This is a genomic window from Mycobacterium sp. NGS24 (genome assembly GCF_059813065.1).
In genome coordinates, this window is sequence record NZ_JCALDW010000009.1 from 151,203 (window position 1) to 171,750 (window position 20,548).

General features: G+C 66.4%; 22 protein-coding genes. 11 read left to right on the forward strand and 11 right to left on the reverse strand.

Features of this window, described 5'->3' with window-relative positions; genetic code table 11:
• Positions 1-10: 10 nt before the first annotated feature.
• Complete coding sequence (locus AC5Y6Y_RS14425) at positions 11-1,054, forward strand: zinc-binding dehydrogenase (RefSeq protein ID WP_473138851.1); 1,044 nt, start codon at positions 11-13, stop codon at positions 1,052-1,054.
• Here the strand turns inward: AC5Y6Y_RS14425 and AC5Y6Y_RS14430 are convergent.
• A complete protein-coding gene (locus AC5Y6Y_RS14430; RefSeq protein ID WP_463827900.1) occupies positions 1,044-1,928 on the reverse strand; it encodes an alpha/beta fold hydrolase in 885 nt (294 codons plus the stop codon). The two genes, AC5Y6Y_RS14425 and AC5Y6Y_RS14430, sit on opposite strands and share 11 nt — an antisense overlap.
• 10 nt (positions 1,929-1,938) lie before the next feature.
• Positions 1,939-3,096, reverse strand: a complete 1,158-nt coding sequence (locus tag AC5Y6Y_RS14435) for a sulfotransferase family protein (protein ID WP_463828022.1) — start codon at positions 3,094-3,096, stop codon at positions 1,939-1,941.
• A 91-nt stretch (positions 3,097-3,187) separates the two neighbouring features.
• Between AC5Y6Y_RS14435 and AC5Y6Y_RS14440 the strand changes: the two genes are divergently transcribed.
• Together AC5Y6Y_RS14440 and AC5Y6Y_RS14445 are read left to right on the forward strand one after the other, a co-directional pair.
• Complete coding sequence (locus AC5Y6Y_RS14440; protein WP_473138943.1) at positions 3,188-3,763, forward strand: TetR/AcrR family transcriptional regulator; 576 nt, start codon at positions 3,188-3,190, stop codon at positions 3,761-3,763.
• Positions 3,760-4,872, forward strand: coding sequence for a DUF1214 domain-containing protein (locus AC5Y6Y_RS14445; RefSeq protein ID WP_499930108.1), 1,113 nt, complete (start codon positions 3,760-3,762; stop codon positions 4,870-4,872). Before AC5Y6Y_RS14440 ends, AC5Y6Y_RS14445 begins: the two co-directional genes overlap by 4 nt.
• A 98-nt stretch (positions 4,873-4,970) precedes the next feature.
• On the opposite strand, the gene AC5Y6Y_RS14450 is transcribed toward AC5Y6Y_RS14445, so the two are convergent.
• Together AC5Y6Y_RS14450 and AC5Y6Y_RS14455 are read right to left on the reverse strand one after the other, a co-directional pair.
• Entirely contained in the window at positions 4,971-6,083 is a 1,113-nt protein-coding gene (locus tag AC5Y6Y_RS14450) for a fatty acid desaturase family protein (RefSeq protein WP_463827898.1), read from the reverse strand.
• A 35-nt stretch (positions 6,084-6,118) separates the two neighbouring features.
• On the reverse strand, positions 6,119-7,219 hold the full coding sequence (locus tag AC5Y6Y_RS14455) for a ferredoxin reductase (RefSeq protein WP_463827897.1): 1,101 nt from the start codon (positions 7,217-7,219) through the stop codon (positions 6,119-6,121).
• Positions 7,220-7,289: 70 nt separating this feature from the next.
• Between AC5Y6Y_RS14455 and AC5Y6Y_RS14460 the strand changes: the two genes are divergently transcribed.
• Positions 7,290-7,976, forward strand: coding sequence for a TetR family transcriptional regulator (locus AC5Y6Y_RS14460; protein WP_463827896.1), 687 nt, complete (start codon positions 7,290-7,292; stop codon positions 7,974-7,976).
• 1 nt (position 7,977) lies between these two features.
• Here AC5Y6Y_RS14460 and AC5Y6Y_RS14465 read toward each other — a convergent pair whose 3' ends face one another.
• Positions 7,978-8,307 (reverse strand): hypothetical protein, encoded by a 330-nt coding sequence (locus AC5Y6Y_RS14465; RefSeq protein WP_473138849.1) that lies wholly within the window; start codon positions 8,305-8,307, stop codon positions 7,978-7,980.
• A 21-nt stretch (positions 8,308-8,328) separates the two neighbouring features.
• Positions 8,329-8,934, reverse strand: a complete 606-nt coding sequence (locus AC5Y6Y_RS14470; protein ID WP_463827894.1) for a GNAT family N-acetyltransferase — start codon at positions 8,932-8,934, stop codon at positions 8,329-8,331.
• Positions 8,935-9,020: 86 nt separating this feature from the next.
• Here AC5Y6Y_RS14470 and AC5Y6Y_RS14475 point away from each other — a divergent pair, with 86 nt between their 5' ends.
• Complete coding sequence (locus AC5Y6Y_RS14475) at positions 9,021-10,316, forward strand: acyl-CoA dehydrogenase family protein (protein ID WP_499930109.1); 1,296 nt, start codon at positions 9,021-9,023, stop codon at positions 10,314-10,316.
• Positions 10,317-10,391: 75 nt separating this feature from the next.
• Here AC5Y6Y_RS14475 and AC5Y6Y_RS14480 read toward each other — a convergent pair whose 3' ends face one another.
• Positions 10,392-10,847, reverse strand: coding sequence for a MaoC family dehydratase (locus tag AC5Y6Y_RS14480; protein WP_463827892.1), 456 nt, complete (start codon positions 10,845-10,847; stop codon positions 10,392-10,394).
• Positions 10,848-10,882: 35 nt separating this feature from the next.
• Between AC5Y6Y_RS14480 and AC5Y6Y_RS14485 the strand changes: the two genes are divergently transcribed.
• The 5 genes from AC5Y6Y_RS14485 (at position 10,883) to ag85C (ending at position 14,748) form a co-directional block, all read left to right on the forward strand.
• Positions 10,883-11,380, forward strand: coding sequence for a metallophosphoesterase family protein (locus AC5Y6Y_RS14485; protein WP_463827891.1), 498 nt, complete (start codon positions 10,883-10,885; stop codon positions 11,378-11,380).
• 28 nt (positions 11,381-11,408) lie between these two features.
• The gene (locus tag AC5Y6Y_RS14490) at positions 11,409-11,861 is read left to right on the forward strand and encodes a MarR family winged helix-turn-helix transcriptional regulator (protein ID WP_473138847.1); all 453 of its coding nucleotides are present in this window, start codon (positions 11,409-11,411) and stop codon (positions 11,859-11,861) included.
• Entirely contained in the window at positions 11,858-12,658 is an 801-nt protein-coding gene (locus AC5Y6Y_RS14495; RefSeq protein WP_473138846.1) for an ATP-binding cassette domain-containing protein, read from the forward strand. Before AC5Y6Y_RS14490 ends, AC5Y6Y_RS14495 begins: the two co-directional genes overlap by 4 nt.
• Entirely contained in the window at positions 12,648-13,475 is an 828-nt protein-coding gene (locus AC5Y6Y_RS14500; protein ID WP_473138845.1) for an ABC transporter permease, read from the forward strand. Before AC5Y6Y_RS14495 ends, AC5Y6Y_RS14500 begins: the two co-directional genes overlap by 11 nt.
• 226 nt (positions 13,476-13,701) lie before the next feature.
• Positions 13,702-14,748 (forward strand): diacylglycerol acyltransferase/mycolyltransferase Ag85C, encoded by a 1,047-nt coding sequence (ag85C, locus tag AC5Y6Y_RS14505; RefSeq protein WP_463827887.1) that lies wholly within the window; start codon positions 13,702-13,704, stop codon positions 14,746-14,748.
• 60 nt (positions 14,749-14,808) lie between these two features.
• Here the strand turns inward: ag85C and AC5Y6Y_RS14510 are convergent, their stop codons facing one another.
• From AC5Y6Y_RS14510 to AC5Y6Y_RS14525, 4 genes are all read right to left on the reverse strand, one after another.
• Positions 14,809-15,498 carry a YoaK family protein gene (locus tag AC5Y6Y_RS14510; RefSeq protein WP_463827886.1) on the reverse strand — a complete coding sequence of 230 codons (690 nt, stop codon included), beginning with the start codon at positions 15,496-15,498 and terminating at the stop codon, positions 14,809-14,811.
• Positions 15,499-15,545: 47 nt separating this feature from the next.
• Positions 15,546-16,910 carry a maltokinase N-terminal cap-like domain-containing protein gene (locus AC5Y6Y_RS14515; RefSeq protein WP_473138844.1) on the reverse strand — a complete coding sequence of 455 codons (1,365 nt, stop codon included), beginning with the start codon at positions 16,908-16,910 and terminating at the stop codon, positions 15,546-15,548.
• A complete protein-coding gene (gene treS, locus AC5Y6Y_RS14520) occupies positions 16,894-18,699 on the reverse strand; it encodes a maltose alpha-D-glucosyltransferase (RefSeq protein WP_463827884.1) in 1,806 nt (601 codons plus the stop codon). The genes AC5Y6Y_RS14515 and treS overlap by 17 nt, the downstream gene beginning before the upstream one ends.
• 122 nt (positions 18,700-18,821) lie before the next feature.
• Entirely contained in the window at positions 18,822-19,865 is a 1,044-nt protein-coding gene (locus AC5Y6Y_RS14525) for a S1C family serine protease (protein ID WP_463827883.1), read from the reverse strand.
• A 205-nt stretch (positions 19,866-20,070) separates the two neighbouring features.
• On the opposite strand from AC5Y6Y_RS14525, the gene AC5Y6Y_RS14530 reads away from it, so the two are divergent.
• A complete protein-coding gene (locus AC5Y6Y_RS14530; protein ID WP_463827882.1) occupies positions 20,071-20,475 on the forward strand; it encodes a TIGR03668 family PPOX class F420-dependent oxidoreductase in 405 nt (134 codons plus the stop codon).
• Positions 20,476-20,548 lie beyond the last annotated feature (73 nt).

Consider the following 20,548-nt stretch of genomic DNA (forward strand, 5'->3'; position numbering starts at 1 on the left):
TTCGGTAAGTATGCCCGCCACCATGCGCGCCGAGCGCTTCTATGCCGACACCAAAACCGTTGCGTTGGAAGATGTTCCAGTGCCCCAGCCCGGACCCGGCGAAGTGCTGGTGAAGGTGGCCTTCTGCGGCATCTGCCACTCGGACCTGAGCCTGATCAACGGAACCTTCCCGGCCCAAGCGCCGGTGGTCACCCAGGGCCACGAAGCGTCGGGCACCATCGCCGAACTCGGTCCGGGGGTGACCGGCTGGGCCGAGGGCGACCGGGTGGTGGTCGCCGCCGGCCGGCCGTGCCTGCGATGCCCGAACTGCCGGCGCGGAGACCTGGTGAACTGCCTGCGAATTCAGTTGATGGCCTTCGCTTATGACGGCGCCTGGGCCGAATACACGGTGGCGCAGGCGGCCGGCCTGACCCGGGTTCCGGACAACGTGCCGCTGGAGCAGGCGGCGATTCTGGCCGACGCGGTGTCGACACCGTTCGGTGCGGTCGTGCGCACCGGCAAGGTGGCCGTCGGCGAATCGGTGGGAGTGTGGGGCGTGGGCGGCGTGGGCACCCACATCGTCCAGCTCGCCCGGTTGGTGGGCGCGGTGCCGGTGATCGCGCTCGACATCAACCCCGCGGTATTGGAACGCGCGTTGCAAATCGGCGCAGACTTTGCGTTCGACACCCGCGACGAGGCCCTGCGGGACAAGATCGCCGAGGTCACCAGCGGCCGCATGTTGGACGTCGCATTCGACGCCGTCGGGCTCAAGGCGACCTTCGAGCAGGGCCTGGACGCGCTGACCGCCGGCGGCCGGCTGGTCGGTGTCGGGATGAGCGCCGAGTCACCGACGGTGGGCCCCACCGCGATGTTCGGGCTCACCCGCAAGCAGGTACTCGGCCACCTCGGCTACCAGAACGTCGATATCGAAACCTTGGCGAAGCTGGTTTCCTATGGGCGCCTTGATCTTTCACGTTCGGTCAGCGAAATCGTGGCGCTCGAGGACATCGCCCTGGGCATTGCGAAGCTGGAACGCCAGGACGGCAACCCGATCCGGATCCTGGTCAAGCCCTGAGGAATGCGCGCAGCCGGTCCAGCACCAGATCCGGGCGCTGGTCCACGATCCAGTGTCCGACGCCAGGCACCAGCTCCACGGCGAAATCGCTGATGTGGTCTTCGTATCCGTTGGTGCCGTCGGGGGTGATCACCGGATCCTCCGTGCCGGTGAGCCAGCGGACCGGAACGTCCACCCGGGCGTCTTTGTATTCGCCGCGCGACCAGCGCAGCATTTCGGTGCGCTGAAACGAGCGGTACCAGCGCGACCCGGCCTCCGCGTGACCCGGCTCGGTCATGCACTCGAGGTAGAGGCGCATGTCCTCCTCGGGCAGCCTGAAACCGCCGCCCACCCAGGACGCCAGCATGCGGGCGTAGCGGGCCTTGGGGTCGCTGATCAATCGCGGGCCGATCACCGGCAGCGAGATCGGAATCTGATACCAGAACCGCCAGAGCTTGCCCAGCGCAGCGAGGTCGCGCTTGACGAAGGGCGCTGCCGTATTGCAGCCGAAGAAGCCGGTCACCTTCTCCGGATGACGCAGCATCATGATGAACGCGGCCGGCCCGCCCCAGTCGTGCGCGACCAGCGTGACCTGCTCGACAGCCAGCGCGTCCAGCAGGCCGGCCAGGTCGTCGGCCAGCTCGCTTTTGAGGTATCGGGTCGGCGGCGCCGAACTCCAGCCCGACCCGCGTAGATCGGGGCAGAGCACGCGGTAACCGTCGGCGGCCAACGGCCCGATCAGCGCGTGCCATTCCCACCAGTTCTGCGGAAATCCGTGCACCAGCATCACCACCGGACCGTCAGCCGGGCCGGCATCCGCCACATGGATGGTGACTCCGTCGCCCAGGTCGACGAACCGGTGTTCAACGCCTTCGAGTTCGGGCATGGTGACCATCTGACAGAACCTACTGCAGGAACCGCTCCACGTAGGGCGCGAAGCGTTCGCGCAGGTCTGCTTCGTCCAATCCGAACATCTCGAATGACGTCTCGACACTGCCCAGGCGCCCCCGCTGGTGACCAGACAGGTAGCCGGCGACGGCGGCGCGCACCTCGTCGGTGAACGGTTCGTCGGCCAGCGCGTAGATCCGTTTGGCGATGCCCACTTCGTCGGCCATGAAGTCGTCGAATCGGACGTCGATGGACCGGTCGTGCCCGAAGATGTCGCGGTCGCGGACCAGGGCGCTGAGCATGCGATCAAGGCGTTCGATCCAGTATTCGGCGATCTGGTGCACCGGCACCGGGGAGCGGTGCATCCGCGCCGAGTAGGTGATCATCGCAATCATCGACAACGCCACCGGCACCGGGTCGCGGTGGGTGAACACCACGATGCTGTCCGGGAAAACCCGGTCCAGCACCGGCACCTGCTCGAGGTGCTGTGGGGACTTGAGCAGCCAGCGCCGCCCGCCGCGCAGGAATTGCATCGCCTTGAGCTGGCGGGCGAGGTAGCGGTAGTGCGGCGTCTGGTCGTGGGTCTGGTAGTAGTCGCGCCAGCGCGGCACGTGACCGAGCGTCTCGAACAGCATGGTCGAGAAATCGTTGGCCAGGAGCTGGATCTCCTCGTGGACGTGGTCGGTGGTCATCTCGTGCATCAGCGCGAAATGCGGCATGACCAGGTCGATCACGCTGACCGCAACGTCCATCCGCGCCCGGCGCTCCTCGATACCGCTTTCGGAAGGCAACGGAAACGGCTCGTTGCTCTCCCAGTACGGCATGGTGCGGAAGGTGGGTGGCGCTGCCAGCAGGTTGTGCAGGTGGGTGGTGCCGGTCCGGGGCAGGCCCGCGATCACCACCGGCGAGTGCAGTTCGATGTCGTCGATCTCAGGATGACGGCTCGTCAGGTCGGTGAGCAGCAGCCGGTTCTTGAGCATTTGCAGCAGTTGGCCGTAGAAGTTGACGACTCCGGCGTCGTGCAGGCCGTCGATGTCGCGCACCGCGGCGAGGTAGACGTCGAGGCGTTCGCGGTAGTCGTCGGGGCCGAAATCGACCAGGCCGGTGTCGGCGCTGGCCTGGGCGTGCAGTGCGTCGGAATCCAGCGGACAGTTCGCGGCCATCGCGGCCATCATGTCCAGGATCGGCTGGGCCTCGGCGCTGAACCGGGGCTGCTCTAGATCGTCGAGGCGGGTCACGCCGAATTATGTTACTTTGAGTTTCGTAATGGTTCTAGATCTGGGTCGTCCCCGTGATCCGCGCATCGACGCGGCGGTGCTCAACGCGACCGTTGAACTGCTCGCCGAAACCGGTTATCCCGGCCTGTTGGTCTCGGCGATCGCCGAACGGGCCGGCACCAGCAAGCCGGCCATCTATCGGCGCTGGGCCAGCAAGGCCCATCTGGTGCACGAGGCGGTGTTCCCGATCGGTGCTGCGACCGAAATCCCGGACACCGGAACGTTTTCCGACGATCTGCGCGAGATGGTGCGGCGCACCACCGCGGTACTCACCACACCGGCGGCCCGGGCAGCGCTGCCCGGACTGGTCGCGGAGATGGCCGCCGACCCGACGCTGCATTCGGCACTGCTGGACCGGTTCGCCGGAATCTTCGCCGGCGGACTGGCCGGGCGCCTGCACAGTGCCGTCGCCCGCGGCGAGGTCCGTCCCGACGTATCCGCCACCGAACTTGCCGAGGCGATCGCCGGTCTGACCCTGATCGCCCTGCTCACCCGGATCACCGCACTCGACGATGCCTGGGTCGAACGCACCACCACACTGCTCCTGGAAGGAATCGGCGCATGACACACGAGTCGACCGCGGCCTGGAAAGACCTGTTGGCCACCCTCGGCGAGCTGGACCGCGGCTTCCTCGAAGGCGACAAGGCCGTCTCCGACGACCGCCACATCGCCGACGGCTACCGCATGCTGGCCACCACGCTCGGAGTCGCGCTGGACACCTATTTGTTCACCGAACCCGGGCGCCCGCAGTTCTTCGCGGTCAACACGCCGTTTCGCCGCGATCGCCGCTGGGGTGGCGACAACACCGATGCCTACTACTTCTGCTGTCCGGTGGACCCGCAGGGGCGCTACCGGATCAGCGGCAACAAGGGCGACAGCGTGTACTTTTCGCTGACCGCCTACAACGAACCCTCGCCGGGCGCCTGGTCGGACCGGGTGGTCTCGATCGTGCGCGACACCGACCTCGACGTGGACGCCGACGGCAACTTCAGTTTCGAGTTCCCGCCGACGCCCGGCGCTGCTGTACTGATGACCAGGGACTACCAGGCCGACCCGTCCACCGGTCGCCCGGTCACCTGGGAGATCGAGGCGCTGGACACGCCGGAACCGATCCGGCACGGGGACGCCGAGACCGCGGCGCGGTTACGGGCCGCGACCACCTGGCTGCGCACCATGTTCGCGATCGTACCGCTGGCGGTGGGCGCCCGGGCCGCGGACGAGCATGCGCTGGGACACGAAGTAGGTTATGCGGCAAACCAATTCGCCGATCCCTATCAGGTGCCTGATGCCAACTTCGGCTGGTCGGCACGCGACGCGTGCTACGCCTACGGCAGTTTCGTGCTCGACGACGACGAGGCACTCGTGATCACGCACCGGCCCCCGTCGTGCCGGTTCTGGAACCTGGTGGTGTGGAACCAGTTCATGGCAACCTATGGCGCCTCGGAGGGCCCCGACATCCGCTGTTCGGTCAACGGCCACAGCGCCGTGCCCAACAGTGACGGGTCGGTGACCGTCGTGTTGTCCAATGAGGTGACCGGACACCCGAATTCGTTGACGACGCTGGGTTACCCGCGTGGCAATCTGGCCTTTCGCTGGTTCCTGGCCGACGGGGTACCGGCGCGGCCCGAGGTCGAGCTGGTAAAGCTCTCGGACGCACCTACCGAGACCGACTAGACGTCGGTGCCAGTTCGAGACTGCGACCAGGGTGACCCGATATCGGATGACACACCCTGGCCGCAGTCTCGGCGCCACCAGTACAGGCTGGTGAAGAATCAGGCAGCCACCAGCTCTGGCTCAGCGGGCGCCGGAGCCTTGGTGCGGGACCCGAACTTCCACGAGTCAGGGAAGGTCAGCCGCACGATCTTGCGGACCACCGTGCCGAATTGCTGCAACAGCGGACCCTTGTTGTACGGGATTCCGTAGCGCTCGCAGATCTCCTGCACCTCCGGGGCGATCTCGGCGTAGCGGCGGGCCGGCATGTCCGGGAACAGGTGGTGCTCGATCTGGTGGGACAGGTTGCCCGACAGCAGGTGGAAGACCTTGCCGCCGGTCAGGTTCGCCGAACCCAGCACCTGCCGGAAGTACCACTGGCCGCGGCTCTCGTCCCGGGTCTCCTCGACGGTGAATTCCTGCGTGCCGTCCGGAAAGTGCCCGCAGAAGATGATCATGTACGACCACACGTTGCGCATCAGGTTGGCGGTCAGGTTGCCGGAGAGGACGAACGGCGCGAACGGGCCGGCCAGCAGGGGGAAGGCGACGTAGTCCTTGAGCGTCTGCCGGCGGGTCTTCTTCCAGATCTCCTTGAGCGTCTCGCGCTTGTCGCGCAGCTTGATCTCACCGGCGCGGATCCGTTCGGTCTCCAACTCGTGCAGCGCCACGCCGTACTGGAACAGCACCATCAGCAGGAACGCGTAAGCAGGGTTGCCCAGGAAGTAGGGCTCCCACGGCTGGTCTTCGCTCATCCGGATGATGCCGTAGCCGATGTCGCGGTCCATTCCCACGATGTTGGTGTGGGTGTGGTGCATGTAGTTGTGCGAGTGTCGCCACTGGTCGGCCGGGCAGGCGGTGTCCCACTCGAAGTCGCGGCCGGAGATCGTCGGGTCACGCATCCAGTCGTACTGACCGTGCATGATGTTGTGGCCGATCTCCATGTTGTCCATGATTTTGGCGATGCCCAGCATGCCGGTGCCGAACAGCCAGAACGGCGGCAGGAACAGCAGCGCCCGCCCGCCGACTTCGAGGCTGCGCTGCAGCTTGATGACCTTGCGAATGTATTCGGCGTCTTCTTCGCCGAGGTCGGCCATCACGCGTTCCTTGATGGTGTCGAGCTCGCGGCCGAAGGCGTCGGCCTGTTCCTTGGTGAGGCTGATCTTGTTCTGTGACATGGCTTTTCCTTCTGTATTCCGTGGTGGCAGGGCGGTCAGAGGGAGATCTCGACGTCGCCGACGGGGGCGGTGACGCAAATTTGCACCTTCTCGTCGGGCGCGGTGGAAACAGCGCCGGTGACCAGGTTTCGTACGGTCCCGGAGGTCTTGCGGCGGGTGCAGGTGTGGCAGATGCCCATCCGGCAGCCGTTCTGCGGTGTCAGACCGGCCGCTTCGGCCTGCTCCAGAATCGAGCGGCCGTCGTCGGCGACGTCGACGTTGCTCTCCGCAAAGACCACTCGACCACCCGTCGGGGCGGCCGGTGCCGCGATCACCGGCGGCACGAAGCTTTCGGTGAACACGTTTTCACAGTTGGCCGCTGCACAGTGCTCCCGCACGGCATCGACCAAAGCGGTTGGCCCGCAGACGAACACCGCGTCGGGTGCTGTCATCGCTGCCGCCAGGTGCTCGGCGCCGAACCGGCCGTCCAGGTCGCCGGCGCCGGATCGGGTGTAACCGTGCAACACCCGCACACCGGGCATCGTGGCCAGCTCGTCGCGGTAGCAGGCTTCCTCGGCGGTGCGGGCGTAATGCACGAAGGCGAGTTCGGTGCCCCGGTGGTTCGGGTGGCCTTCGGCGACCAGGGTGCGCAGCATGGCCAGCACGGGCGTGATGCCGCTACCGCCGGAGACGAACAGGATCCGGTTCGGTCGCTGCTCAGGCAATACGAAGTCACCACCGACCCCGTCCAAGCCGACTACCAGGCCGGGACGGGCCTGCTCATAGAGGAAAGTCGAGACCAGACCGCCATCGTGGACGCCGACCGTGAACTCGAGTTGGGTGCTGCCCTCGACGTTGGCCGGCGAGTAGCACCGGGAGTGCATGCGGCCGTCGATCTCGACCGTGACGTTGACGAACTGTCCGGCCTTGACGGTGTGGCGCTCGGTGAAGGCGGGATTCGGGGCCAGCGTCAGGGTGACGCTGCGCGGCGTGGACCGCCGCACATCGACCACCTTGGCGCGGGCTTCGCCCGACGTCCAGGTCGGCGTGACGAGCTCGGTGTACCGGTCGACGCCGTGCGGACCGGTGAGCAGGTCGACCAGGTCGGATCTCAGGACCCGCTTGGCGATCGTCCGAGTGAAAGTTTGAGTGAACATATGTACACCGTGACATCCGTTGATGCAGGTGGTCAAGGGTTTTCACCGGCCTTGTGGTACGGTTCACATAGTGAACGGTCGTACTCCTAGCTCACACTCCCGGCGCACCAGCCCGGATAGGGTCCGCGACCGGGTGCGGGACAGCCCGTCACGCGAGGAACGCAAGGAGGCGACCCGGCGCGCCATCGTCGCCGCGGCACTCAAACTGCTCAACGACCGCAGCTTCAGCGCCCTGAGCCTGCGCGAGGTCACCCGGGAAGCGGGTATTGTGCCGGCCGCGTTCTACCGCCATTTCGAGTCGATGGAGGCGCTCGGACTGGTGCTCATCGACGAGTCATTCCGCAGCCTGCGCGACACGCTGCGGGGCGCGCGGGCCGGGAAGCTGGACCCCAACCGGGTCATCGAGTCATCGGTCGAGATCCTGATCGCCAGCGTCGCCGAGAAGCGCGAGCACTGGCGGTTCATCTCCCGGGAGCGTTCCACCGGATTGTCGGTGCTGCGCTACGCGATTCGCACCGAGATCCGGTTGATCACCTCGGAGTTGGCCACCGACCTGGCGCGTTTTCCGCGGCTGAACGAGTGGAGCACCGAGGATCTCAACGTGCTGGCCAGCCTGTTCGTCAACGCGATGATCGTCACCGCCGAAGCGATCGAGGACGCTCAGAGCAACGAAGCGTTGGAAGAGATTCACCGGATCGCGGTCAAGCAACTGCGCATGGTCGCCATCGGGGTGGCCGGGTGGAAATCCAGCCCCTGAGTCATTCCTCCACGACGGTGTAGAGCGAATCACCGTCTTCGGGAGTGCCGTCCACCTGACCCCGGTGCACGCCACCGGACAGCCCGCCTTCGTCGGTGCCGGCCGACCCGGGCCGGATCAGATCCGGTTCCTCGGCGGCCAGTTTCTGGTCCAGCGATTCCCCTTCCCGCTCCTCCCGCGGGGTCATGCCGAACTTGTCGGCCTCACTCCACTGATCGGGCGGGTCGACAACGGTGTCGCCGTCGTCGTTGCGCAGTTCGTCGGAGTCAGTCGACTCCTGTGGGCTCAGGGTGTCGTCGGGGCCGCCTTGCATGCGCAGTTGGTTGCCCATGACCACCGCGGCTAAACCCGCTCAGCGCGGGTCGCGCCACATCGGCCACAGGCTCGGTCCCCCGTCGGGAACCTTGATCTCACCGGTGACGGTGAAGCCGAAACGTTCGTAGTACGGCACATTTTCGGGTTTGGACGACTCCAGATAGGCCGGGCAGTATTCGGCGTCGCAGCGCTCCAGCCGCGACCGCATCAGGGCCTGGCCGAACCCCTGCCCCCGGACGCTGGGGTCGCTGCCGATGACCGCCAGATACCAGTGCGGCTCCTCGGGGTGCACCCGCTTCATCAGCTCCTGGAGCCGACGGCCCGGTCCGGTGTTGAAGCCGAACACCCGCAGGAAGGTCGGGATCTGCGCCAGCTCCGCCCGGCGCGATTCGCGCCACTTGTCCGGCGGGTCCCACAGGGCCGCCGCGCCGATGCCCGGCCCGTCGGTGGCCACCTCCACGCCACCATGCGCCAAATGGTGGTGCCGGGTCATGGTGGCGAACATCCGGTGCAGGTGGCGGCGGCGCGCGTCGTCGTCGGGCAGCAGCCACACCGAGATGGGATCGTCGAAGAACGCGCGGCCCAACGTCCGTCCCAGTTCGCGAACATCGGCTCTGCGCGCTGGGCGCACCTGGGGAGTCACCCTGTCGACGCTAGCAAGGCCCTTACGATGGGGTGGCTCCAACGACAAGGCCGGTGCACCGCAGCGCCGGGGAACGGTGGCCAACGGTGTGGGACTTCGAAACCGACCCGGAATACCAGGCGAAACTGGACTGGGTCGAAGAATTCATGGTGACCGAACTCGAGCCGCTCGACCTGGTCGCACTCGATCCGTATGACAAGAACAACGACGAGATGATGGCGATCCTGCGGCCGCTGCAGCAGCGGGTCAAGGACCAGGGGCTGTGGGCTGCACACCTGCGCCCCGAGCTGGGCGGCCAGGGCTTCGGCCAGGTCAAACTCGCGCTGCTGAACGAGATCCTGGGACGTTCGCGCTGGGCGCCGTCGGTGTTCGGTTGTCAGGCACCGGATTCGGGGAATGCCGAAATCCTGGCGCTGTTTGGCACCGACGATCAGAAAGCGCGCTACCTGCAGCCGTTGCTGGACGGCGAGATCACCTCCTGCTATTCGATGACCGAACCGCAGGGCGGTTCGGACCCCGGCCTGTTCGTCACCGCTGCCACCCGGGACGGGGACGATTGGATCATCAACGGCGAGAAGTGGTTTTCCAGCAACGCCAGGCACGGGTCGTTCTTCATCGTCATGGCGGTCACCAACCCCGAGGACCGCACCTACGAGAAGATGTCGTTGTTCATCGTGCCGGCCGAGACGCCGGGCATCGAGATCATCCGCAATGTCGGCGTGGGCGCCGAGTCGTCCAAGCGAGCCAGCCACGGTTACGTGCGATACAACGACGTCCGGGTACCGGCCGATCACGTGCTCGGCGGTGAAGGTCAGGCGTTCATGATTGCGCAGACCCGGCTGGGTGGTGGCCGCATCCACCATGCGATGCGCACAATCGCGTTGTCCCGCAAGGCTTTCGACATGATGTGCGAGCGGGCGGTGTCACGCAGGACCAGGCATGGCAGATTGTCGGACTTCCAGATGACCCAGGAGAAGATCGCCGACAGCTGGATCCAGATCGAGCAGTTCCGGTTGCTGGTGCTGCGGACCGCGTGGCTGATCGACAAGCACCACGACTATCAGAAGGTGCGGCGCGACATCGCGGCGGTCAAGGTGGCGATGCCTCAGGTACTGCACGACGTCGCGCAGCGCGCCCTGCATCTGCACGGGGCACTCGGCGTCTCCGACGAGATGCCCTTCGTCAAGATGCTGGTGGCGGCGGAATCGCTGGGCATCGCCGACGGCGCCACCGAGCTGCACAAGATGACGGTGGCCCGTCGCACGCTCAAGGAATACCAGCCGGTGACGACGCCGTTCCCGTCGCAGCACATCCCGACCCGTAAGGCCGAAGCGGAGGCCAGGCTGGCTGCCCGCCTGGAACACGCGGTCGCCGAATTCTGATCCTTTCCCACCCGCGAGCAGACGCAGAATCGCACTGTTCATGGCTCCCACGTGCGATTCTGCGTCTGCTCGCGGTCAGGAGATGTAGCGCGCCACGCTTTCGGCCACGCAGGCCGGCTTGGCCGCACCCTCGACTTCCACCGTGGTCGACAACGTGGCCTGGACGGTGCCTTCACCCAAGTCGTCGACGCTGACCAACGTGACCGCCGCCCGCACGCGGGACCCGACGGGCACCGGGGCCGGGAAACGAACCTTGTTCAGGCCGTAGTTGATCGCCAGCTTGATGCCATTGACGGTGTAGATCTGGTGCTGCAGCCGCGGCAGCAGCGACAGGGTCATGAACCCGTGGGCGATGGTGGTGCCGAACGGCCCCTTGGCGGCCCGCTCCGGGTCGACGTGTATCCACTGGTGATCACCGGTCGCATCGGCGAACAGGTTGACCTCTTCTTGGCTGATCGTCACCCAGTCGCTGTGCCCGAGGTCCTCACCCGCGGCGGCGGCGAGGTCGTTGACGGACTCGAACGTACGCATGGATCCATCCTCTCGTCGGGGTATGCATAGAACTTATGCGCCTGTTGCTGATCGCCGACACGCACGTCCCCAAACGGGCGCGGGACCTGCCGGCGCAGGTGTGGGACGCGGTCGACGAGGCCGATGTGGTCATCCACGCCGGCGACTGGGTGACCCCGGACCTGCTGGACCGACTCGAGGCCAGGTCCGCACGGCTGCTGGCGTGCTGGGGCAACAACGACGGCCCCGAGCTGCGGTCCCGGCTGCCGGAGCGGGCGGACGCGCAGCTGGCCGGGCTGCACGTCACGGTCGTGCATGAGACGGGTGCGACCGCAGGTCGCGAGGCGCGCATGTCGCGGCTCTACCCCGACTCCGACGTGTTGGTCTTCGGGCACAGCCACATCCCCTGGGACACCACCACGGCCAGCGGGCTGCGGTTGCTCAATCCGGGCTCGCCGACGGATCGGCGCCGGCAACCACACTGCACCTACCTGACCGCCACGGTCGCGCGGGGCGCGCTGCACGAGGTGGTGCTACATCGCATTACTAGATAGCTCGGCTACAGAGGTATTCTGGACGGCAGTGGACACACAGACCGACCTCACTGCCGATATCCCGCGGATCCTGGGCAGGTTCCGCCGCCAGCTGCGGCGTTCCGCCGGCACCGGTTACGCACCCGGACAGCTTTCGGAGTCTCAGGCCGAGCTGTTGCGGTTGGTCACCCACCGTCCGGGGGTCTCGGTCAGCACCGCGGCCGCCGAACTCGGCCTGATGCCCAACACCGCGTCCACCCTGGTGACCAAACTGTCCTGCGCCGGCCTACTGGAGCGGACCGCTGACCCCGCCGACCGTCGGGTCAGCCGGCTGCGGCTCACCGAGTCGGCTCAGCAGGTGATGGACGCGACCGCGCAGGCGCGTCGGGCCGTGCTCACCGACCTGCTCGCCGAGCTTGACGAAGACCAGATCGGGGTATTGGCCAACGGGCTGAAAGTCCTCGAAGACATGACCAGACGGCTGCGGGAGCGGGACACATGAACCAGGCGATCGACTGCCGGCACCTGACCTACCGCTACGGCCAGGACATCGCCGTCGACGACGTCACCTTCGGGGTGCACCCCGGTGAGACGATGGGCCTGCTGGGCCCCAACGGCGCCGGCAAGACCACCGTGGTGCGGGTGTTGACGACGCTGGCGCCGGTTCAGGACGGCGAACTCTATATCTTCGGGATGGATGCCCGACGTCAGACCATCGACATCAGAAGCAACATCGGCTATGTACCACAACAGCTTTCGATCGAAACGGCATTGACCGGCCGGCAGAATGTGCAGTGGTTCGCCCGGTTGTACGGAGTGCCCCGTCGCGAGCGCTCCGAGCGCGTGGAGCAGGCGCTGGACGCGATGAACCTGCTCGACGTCGCCGACAAACTGGCCTCCAGCTACTCCGGAGGCATGGTGCGGCGACTGGAAGTGGCACAGGCCCTGGTCAATCGACCCTCGCTGCTGGTGCTCGACGAACCGACAGTGGGACTCGATCCCATTGCGCGCGATGGGGTTTGGACGCAGGTGCGGAGCATGCAGGAGCAGTTCGGCATGACCGTGCTGCTGACCACGCACTACATGGAGGAGGCGGACACGCTGTGCGATCGCGTCGCACTGATGCACCACGGCGCGCTGCAGGCGATCGGAACACCCGCAGAGCTGAAGGCCAAGGTCTCACCCGATGCCACCCTCGAGGATGTGTTCCGTCACTACGCCGCCTCAGACCTGCACACCGAAGCCACCACTCCCCGTGAAATCCGTTCCAGCAGAAGGGCTGACCGTCATGTCGGTTGACCGGGACTGTCCCCCTGCCACCGCCCATCCGGTACGCGCCCCACGCGGCATCGACCGGGTCAGGGCGACCGCGAGCAGCGTCGGGGCCTTCGCGATCGTCGAATTGCAGAAGTTGCAGCACGATCGCACCGAACTCGTGACGCGGATGGTGCAGCCCGCCTTATGGCTGCTCATTTTCGGGACCACCTTCAGCCACCTGCGTGTCATCGACACCGGCAACGTGTCCTACCTCGCGTTCCTGGCCCCGGGAATCATCGCCCAGTCGGCGCTGTTCATCTCGATCTTCTATGGCATTCAGATCATCTGGGATCGCGACGCGGGCGTGCTGGCCAAGCTGATGGTGACCCCGGCACCGGCCTCGGCCCTGATCGCCGGCAAATCGTTCGCCGCCGGCGTGCGCTCGGTGGCCCAGATCGTCGGTGTGTTGGTGCTGGCTTACGCAATGAACATCGGCCTGACGGCCAACCCACTGCGCATCCTGGCGGCGATGGGCGCGGTCATGCTCGGTGCTGCCTTCTTCGCTTGTCTGTCAATGACTTTGGCGGGTCTGGTCCGTAACCGCGACCGGCTGATGGGGCTCGGCCAGGCCATCACCATGCCGTTGTTCTTCGCCTCCAACGCCCTCTATCCGGTCGACGTGATGCCGTCCTGGCTGCGGGTGCTGAGCAAGATCAACCCGCTGAGCTACGAGGTCGACGTATTGCGGGCGTTGCTGATCGGCACTCCCTTCCACCTCGTCGACGTCACCGTGCTGCTGATCGCTCCGGTGATCGGAATCATTGCGGCGTCAAAGGTTTTGCGTCGACTGGTCGCCTAGCCCTGGCACGGCCTGAGCACAAGATGCCACGGCTGATCCGGTAATCGATCGTTACGGTTTCGCGACCTCGTCACCGGCTTGTCCGGCCCGACACTCAACCGTTAGCCAACCGCGACCCAAGGTTACGGCCGCGACGCCTGAGTTGCGTCTGCCGCTTGTGTTTCACTCGCCGAGAACAGATTCCACCGCGGTGAGCGGCAGACGAGCAGTTGGGATGAGGTTAGCGATGTCGTTCTTGGCAAAGATGCGAAATCTGCGAGGCGCAGCCAAAACCATGCCCCGCAACCTGGCTGTCGCGGCGGTGGGCGCCGCGCTGCTGCCCGGTCTCGTCGGCGTGGTCGGCGGATCGGCTCCAGCGCAGGCATTCTCCCGGCCCGGCCTTCCGGTGGAGACGCTGCAGATCCCGTCCCAGGCCATGGGCCGCAACATCAAGGTGCAGTTCCAGGGCGGCGGGGCGCACGCGGTTTACCTGCTGGACGGCCTGCGCGCCCAGGACGACTACAGCGGCTGGGACATCAACACCCCCGCCTTCGAGGAGTTCTACCAGTCCGGGTTGTCGGTGATCATGCCGGTGGGCGGCACGTCCAGCTTCTACAGCGACTGGTACCAGCCGTCGCAGGGCAACGGCCAGGGCTACACCTACAAGTGGGAGACCTTCCTCACCCGGGAGATGCCCACCTGGTTGCAGGCCAACAAGGGTGTGTCGCCGTTCGGCAACGCGGCCGTGGGCCTGTCCATGTCGGGCGGTTCGGCGCTGGTGATGGCCGCCTACTACCCGCAGCAGTTCCCGTACGCCGCGTCGCTGTCGGGCTTCCTCAACCCGTCCGAGGGCTGGTGGCCGACGCTGATCGGCCTGGCAATGACCGACTCCGGCGGCTACAACGCCAACAGCATGTGGGGGCCGTCCACCGACCCGGCATGGAAGCGCAACGACCCGATGGTGCAGATCCCCCGCCTGGTCGCCAACAACACCCGGGTCTGGGTCTACTGCGGCAACGGCACGCCCAGCGACCTCGGCGGGGACAACATGCCGGCGAAGTTCCTCGAAGGCCTCACCCTGCGCACCAACCAGCAGTTCCAGCAGACCTACGCGGCCAACGGCGGACGCAACGGGGTGTTCCAGTTCCCGAGCAACGGGACCCACTCATGGAACTACTGGAACCAGCAACTGATGGCGATGAAACCCGACATGCTGCAGGTACTCACCGCGGTGAACGCGCCGCCACCGGCGGCACCGGCCGCCCCGCCCGCGGTGCCTGGGCAAGGGACCTGATCCGCCCGAGACCACATCGGCAGCAGCGCTACGGCCAGCGCTGCTGCCGATGTTTCTTTCTCACGCCTTGTTGTCCAGCAGGCCACGCCGATCAGCGTGCAGGTAGGTGTAACAGGTCGTCACCGCGCAGACGAATGCGGCGACGGCCAGCATCTGCGTCCCGCTGACCACCAGGCTGATCGCGCCGCCGATCGCGGCGCCCGCCATAAAAGTAGCCAGCATCATGAAGTATCCGAACCAGTCCTCGATCTGTCCGCCGGCCATGTGCCGTTCGATGCCCTGGCCCATCTTGACCAATGTCCCGGTCACATAGCTCAACGGCACCGACACTTCACCGTCCTTGACGAACGAGGTGTTCAGCGCGCCGACCCCGAACACCACACACATGATCGGCACGAAGTCGAGCATGGTTTCCTCCCAGCCGCCCAGGACGATGTCCAGACCGGTCGCGAAAAGCAGCGCGAACGTCGTCAGCACGGTCGGGCCGTGCGGGTGGGCCGCCCAGTACCGCCGCCGGCAGATCGAGGACACCAGGACGCCGGTGAGAAAGCACAGCAACAGCGTCCCGGCGGTGATGGACAGCCAGACGTCGTCGCGGAAGACCCCCAGCACCGCCCGCTGCGCGTTGCCGGTCATGAAGGTGACGAAGTAGCCCTCGGAGTGGCTGAACGCGGTGGCGCCCAGCACCCCGGCCAGCGCGGCCAGCAGCCAGGCCAACCTGGCCTCGCTGTCATACATTTCTTTCTGCACCCGCCCCATGCTTCCAGAGCGGCCGCGATCGGGCCTAACGCCGCATCTCAGGCGGTGGTCAGGCGCGCGATCGAGCGCAGCGGAATCGGCAGCCAGGTGGGACGGTGCCGCGACTCGTACCCCGTCTCGTACACCGCTTTGTCGAGTTCGTAGGCAGCCAGCAGCAGCGCCGAGTCGCGCGGGTCGGTCCCCGACGCGGCGGCGTAGCCGTCGCAGAAGGCGGTGCGGTTGCGTCCGACCCACTCCCGGGCCCGCGCGGCCAGCTGCTTGTCGCCACCCTGATCCACCAGCGGACCGTAGGCGGCGTATTCGAACGACCGCAGTACACCCGCCACATCCCGCATCGGCGAATCCGGTGCCCGCCGCTCGGCCACCGGTTGGCCCGGCTCGCCTTCGAAGTCGATCAGCAACCACCTCTCCGGGGTGCGCAGTACCTGGCCCAGGTGCAGATCGCCGTGCACCCGCTGCACGGTGATCTGCTCGTCGGCGAGCTTGCCGAGCCGCTCCTGGATCGTCGAGGCGTATTGCGCCAGTTCCGGCACCGCGGCGACCGACAACGACAGCCGCGACAGCATGTGCTGCAGCGGGAACGGCGCCTGCGACGTGCCCAGGGCCTCCGCCAGCGTGGCGTGCACAGACGCCACCGCTTCCCCCAACCGGTAGGACTCGCCGGCGAAATCGCCGCCGACTTCGTGGGCGTACAGGTCGCCTTCGGCGAATAAATCCCGCACGCTGGCGGTGGCCATGGCCCAGCCTTCGGCCGCGTTGCCGGCGAAGGCGGTCACCATGCCCAACGGGGACGTCGCGTCCGCGGACGCGTCCTGAGCGCCGATTTCGTAGCTGCCGAGCAGCCGAGCCACGTGCGGGTTCCCGGCGCGACCGAGCACTCGGTTCAGCTCGACGTCGGGGTTGATGCCGGGGCTGACCCGCCGGAACACCTTGAAGATGGCGGCTGGGGCACGGTCGAAGATCACGCTGGTGTTGCTCTGCTCGGCATCGGACACTCTGGGGTAGGCGTCCAGCGGCAGCTGGACATCCGGTTCCCCGATGAACCTCACCTGGGCGGCCGCGGAGCCGCGGACCTCCGAGGCGTCGATCAACGAGAGCAGGAAGCGGGGCGAGGCGCCGTCATAGAGCGCATCGAAACCGGTGTGCGTACCGACCTCCCCGATGGTGGCCTGGTCGCTGAACTCCGAGACGGGTTCGGCGTCCCAGCCGACGATCACCTGGTAGCGCTCGGTGCAGCCGTCCGTATATGCCACGTCGAGCAGCACCAATTCCAGGTCGTCCCGCAGCGGCACGACGACCCCGGGCCGGGCGCTCGACAGTTGCCGGTTGCGGCCCGCGTACCAGCGTTGCTGCGGCAGCCATTCCGACCACGGCAGCTGGGCTGCATCACCGGTGCGAGTCATGGTCCTCCTCAATCAGCGACAGCGAGAACCAGTAGAACCCGTGGCCCGGAAGCGTCAGCAGGTACGGCAGGTGCCCGATCCGCGGGAATTCCACCTGGCCGGTCAGCTCGACGGGTGTGTAGTTGTTCCACTGCTGCAGGTTCAGTTCGATCGGCTGCGGGAACCGCGACAGGTTGTTCACGCACAGGACGACGTCGTTGTCCCGGTCCTCGCGGGGCACTTCGCGCACGTAGGCCAGCACTGAGGGGTTGGATCCGCCGAGTTCGTGAAATGACCCGATGGCGAACGCGTCGTGGCGGCGGCGCACCGCCAGCATGGTGCGGGTCCAGTTCAGCAGCGATGTCGAGGTGTCGCGCTGCGCCTCGACGTTGACCGCCTGGTACCCGTACACGGAATCTTGGCTGGTCGGCAGGTAGAGCCGGCCCGGGTTGGCGGTGGAGAAACCCGCGTTGCGGTCCGGCGTCCACTGCATCGGGGTGCGCACCCCGTCGCGGTCACCAAGCCAGATCACGTCGCCCATGCCGATCTCGTCGCCGTAGTAGAGCACCGGCGATCCGGGCAGCGACAGCAGCAGCGCGTTGAACAACCTCATCTGGTTGAAGTCGTTCTCCAGCAGCGGAGCCAGCCTGCGGCGGATGCCGACGTTGGCTTTCATCCGCGGATCCTTGGCGTACTCCGCATACATGTAGTCACGCTCTTCGTCGCTGACCATCTCCAGCGTCAGCTCGTCGTGATTGCGCAGGAAGATGCCCCACTGCGCCATGTCCGGGATGGCCGGTGTCTGGGCCAGGATCTCCGAGATCGGGAAGCGGGACTCGCGGCGCACCGCCATGAAGATGCGCGGCATCAGCGGGAAGTGGAACGCCATGTGGCACTCGTCGCCGCCGGTGCTGGGGTCGCCGAAATACTCGACCACGTCGGCCGGCCACTGGTTGGCCTCGGCCAGCAGCACCCGGCCCGGGTATTCGTCGTCGACCACCTTGCGGCACCGCTTGAGGAAGGCGTGGGTCTCCGGCAGGTTTTCGCAGTTGGTGCCTTCGCGGGCAAACAGGTAGGGCACCGCGTCCAGCCGGAACCCGTCGATGCCCAGACCGAGCCAGAAGCGCAACACGTCGATCATCGCTTCCTGCACGGCCGGACTGTCGTAATTCAGGTCCGGCTGGTGGGAGAAGAACCGGTGCCAGTAGAACTGGCGGCGCACCGGGTCGAACGTCCAGTTCGACTCCTCGGTGTCGACGAAGATGATGCGGGCGTCGGTGTACTTTTCGCTGGTGTCGCTCCACATGTAGAAGTCGCCGTACGGTCCGTCGGGATCGCGCCGGGACTCCTGGAACCACGGATGCGAATCCGATGTGTGGTTCATCACCAGGTCGGTGATCACCCGGATGCCCCGCTTGTGCGCTTCGTCGATCAGGGCGACGAAGTCCTCGACGGTGCCGAACTCGGGCAGCACCTTGTAGAAATCGCGGATGTCGTAACCGCCGTCGCGCAGCGGTGAGTCGTAGAACGGCGGCAGCCACAGGCAGTCGACACCGAGCCACTGCAGATAGTCCAGGCGGTCGATCAGGCCGCGCAGGTCACCGGATCCGTCGGCGTTGGAATCGAAGAAAGCCCGGACCAGCACCTCGTAGAACACCGCGTGCTTGAACCAGGTGGGGTCTTCGGGCAGCGCAACGGCGTTCCCGAAGTCCTGGGCGGTCGGGTGCTCGACCACACCCCCCTCGACGTGACTGCCCTCCGCGGGATCGTGCGCGGGATCGTGCCGGACGGCATCTCTCTCGTCGTTCATCAATTCCACGATGCCACGTGTACCCGACGCCCGTCGTTAAGAAAACATGTGGCCCAGGTGACAGCGAATCCCGTTCAATACCAAAAGAATTCGCGTGTTGCAACCCGAGAGGACCTGTCCGCCTACGCGGGTGGCCCTTCTGCCAGTGTCACGTTCTCGGTGCGTGCGACTCCGGACTTGGACGTGAAGCTGATCGAGATGACATCCCCCGGGTGGCGCGGCGTGAGCGCATCGGACAGGGCAGTGGCCGAGTTGATCGGCACCCCGTCGATGGCGGTGATCACGTCACCGTTGGCGATCCCGACCGAGGCTGCCGGGGCGGAGCCAACCACCCGTTGCACCCGCGCGCCGTTGCCGCCGTTGTCGACGACGCCCAGGCCCAGGAAGGCCGTCGGCCCCACGTGCACGGTGGGTGAGCCACCGCCGCTGCGGATCTGGTTCGCAATGCCCATTGCGGTCCCGATCGGGATGGCAAAGCCCTGCCCGCCCTGCAACTGGAAGTTCTCCGAGGCGGCCGTGTTGACGCCGACCACCTGCCCGGCACTGTTGACCACGGGTCCGCCGGAGTCACCGGGGGCGATCGCGCCGTCGAACTGGATCAGTCCGTTCAGCGTTTCGGCCGCGCCGGTCAGCGCGTCCGAGGCCTGGACGGTTTGGCCGACCGCGATCACTTTGCCGGTCACCGCGCGCGGCGCGCCACCCTGTCCGCCGGTGTTGCCCAGCGCCACCACCGGTTCGCCGACGCTCACCGGTCCGCCGATTGCTGCGGTCGGGATGCCGCCGGCGCCACGCAGCTGCAGCACCGCGATGTCCTGGGTGCGGTCATAGCCGATCACGTCGACGCCGTAGGTGCGCCCGTCGCCGACGCTGAATGCGCTGATGTCGGTGGCGCCCGAGATCACGTGATTGTTGGTCAACACCACGCCGTTGGAGTCGATGACGATCCCCGTCCCGGCACCCACCGCGTTGTTGTAACCCAATTTCGTGTTGATGTTGACCACTTGCGGACTCACCTGGGCGACGGTGGCCGCGGGGTCGAGCGGTTTGGCGGGAAAGTGTTTGAACGGCGCGGCCTGCGCGGGTCCGGGCGGGATCGCCAGGCCCAATCCGAGCAGGACCAATACGGCGACCATCCACCCCAGCGAACGGTGGCGCAATTTGCTCATCGGTGAAGAACCTCCTGCGTCGGAAAACAGCCGAATTGTCCCAGCCCAAGGGTCCGGGCGGCGGCCTTGTCTGGCACCACCGTATTCCAGATACCCATTTAATACGGTGGTCAGGCAAGGAATCGGGGAACTGCGACCCTAATTTCCGCTCAAAGCGCAATTGCCAAACCAGAAGGTGACTCTCGTCACCTCCTAAGCTGAGCCGGTGGAATTCGACCCCGTGGCGTGGTTTGCGCGTTCCCCGGTCGCGCGGCTGGCGACGGTGAGCGCGCAGGGTGTTCCCCACCTGGTGCCGGTGGTCTTCGCGCTGCATTCCGGTGTTGTCTATACCGCGGTGGACGCGAAGCCGAAAACCACCCGGCGCTTGCGACGGTTGACCAATATCGAGACCAACCCGGCCGTCAGTCTGCTCGTCGACCACTACGACGACGACTGGACCCGGCTGTGGTGGGTGCGCGCCGACGGCACCGCGGCCATTGCCCGCGACGGCGAGTCACTGGACACCGGATTTCGACTGCTGCGGGCCAAATATCCGCAGTACCAGTCCGTTTCGCTGGATGGCCCGGTGATCGCGGTGACCGTGTGCCGTTGGTCGAGCTGGCACGCCTGACCCCGCCGTCCCCGCCGTCCCCGCCCGCCCAGCGGCGCACTGCCGCGCCCGACCCTTGTGCTGGACGTCGCCG

Bases quoted from the DNA above. Each gene is read 5' to 3' on its own strand.
- AC5Y6Y_RS14425 (WP_473138851.1), top strand. From the start codon at position 11: ATGCCCGCCACCATGCGCGCCGAGCGCTTCTATGCCGACACCAAAACC.
- AC5Y6Y_RS14430 (WP_463827900.1), bottom strand. From the start codon at position 1,928: ATGGTCACCATGCCCGAACTCGAAGGCGTTGAACACCGGTTCGTCGAC.
- AC5Y6Y_RS14435 (WP_463828022.1), bottom strand. From the start codon at position 3,096: ATGATGGCCGCGATGGCCGCGAACTGTCCGCTGGATTCCGACGCACTG.
- AC5Y6Y_RS14440 (WP_473138943.1), top strand. From the start codon at position 3,188: ATGGTTCTAGATCTGGGTCGTCCCCGTGATCCGCGCATCGACGCGGCG.
- AC5Y6Y_RS14445 (WP_499930108.1), top strand. From the start codon at position 3,760: ATGACACACGAGTCGACCGCGGCCTGGAAAGACCTGTTGGCCACCCTC.
- AC5Y6Y_RS14450 (WP_463827898.1), bottom strand. From the start codon at position 6,083: ATGTCACAGAACAAGATCAGCCTCACCAAGGAACAGGCCGACGCCTTC.
- AC5Y6Y_RS14455 (WP_463827897.1), bottom strand. From the start codon at position 7,219: ATGTTCACTCAAACTTTCACTCGGACGATCGCCAAGCGGGTCCTGAGA.
- AC5Y6Y_RS14465 (WP_473138849.1), bottom strand. From the start codon at position 8,307: ATGGGCAACCAACTGCGCATGCAAGGCGGCCCCGACGACACCCTGAGC.
- AC5Y6Y_RS14480 (WP_463827892.1), bottom strand. From the start codon at position 10,847: ATGCGTACGTTCGAGTCCGTCAACGACCTCGCCGCCGCCGCGGGTGAG.
- AC5Y6Y_RS14485 (WP_463827891.1), top strand. From the start codon at position 10,883: ATGCGCCTGTTGCTGATCGCCGACACGCACGTCCCCAAACGGGCGCGG.
- AC5Y6Y_RS14495 (WP_473138846.1), top strand. From the start codon at position 11,858: ATGAACCAGGCGATCGACTGCCGGCACCTGACCTACCGCTACGGCCAG.
- AC5Y6Y_RS14500 (WP_473138845.1), top strand. From the start codon at position 12,648: ATGTCGGTTGACCGGGACTGTCCCCCTGCCACCGCCCATCCGGTACGC.
- ag85C (WP_463827887.1), top strand. From the start codon at position 13,702: ATGTCGTTCTTGGCAAAGATGCGAAATCTGCGAGGCGCAGCCAAAACC.
- AC5Y6Y_RS14515 (WP_473138844.1), bottom strand. From the start codon at position 16,910: ATGACTCGCACCGGTGATGCAGCCCAGCTGCCGTGGTCGGAATGGCTG.
- treS (WP_463827884.1), bottom strand. From the start codon at position 18,699: ATGAACGACGAGAGAGATGCCGTCCGGCACGATCCCGCGCACGATCCC.
- AC5Y6Y_RS14525 (WP_463827883.1), bottom strand. From the start codon at position 19,865: ATGAGCAAATTGCGCCACCGTTCGCTGGGGTGGATGGTCGCCGTATTG.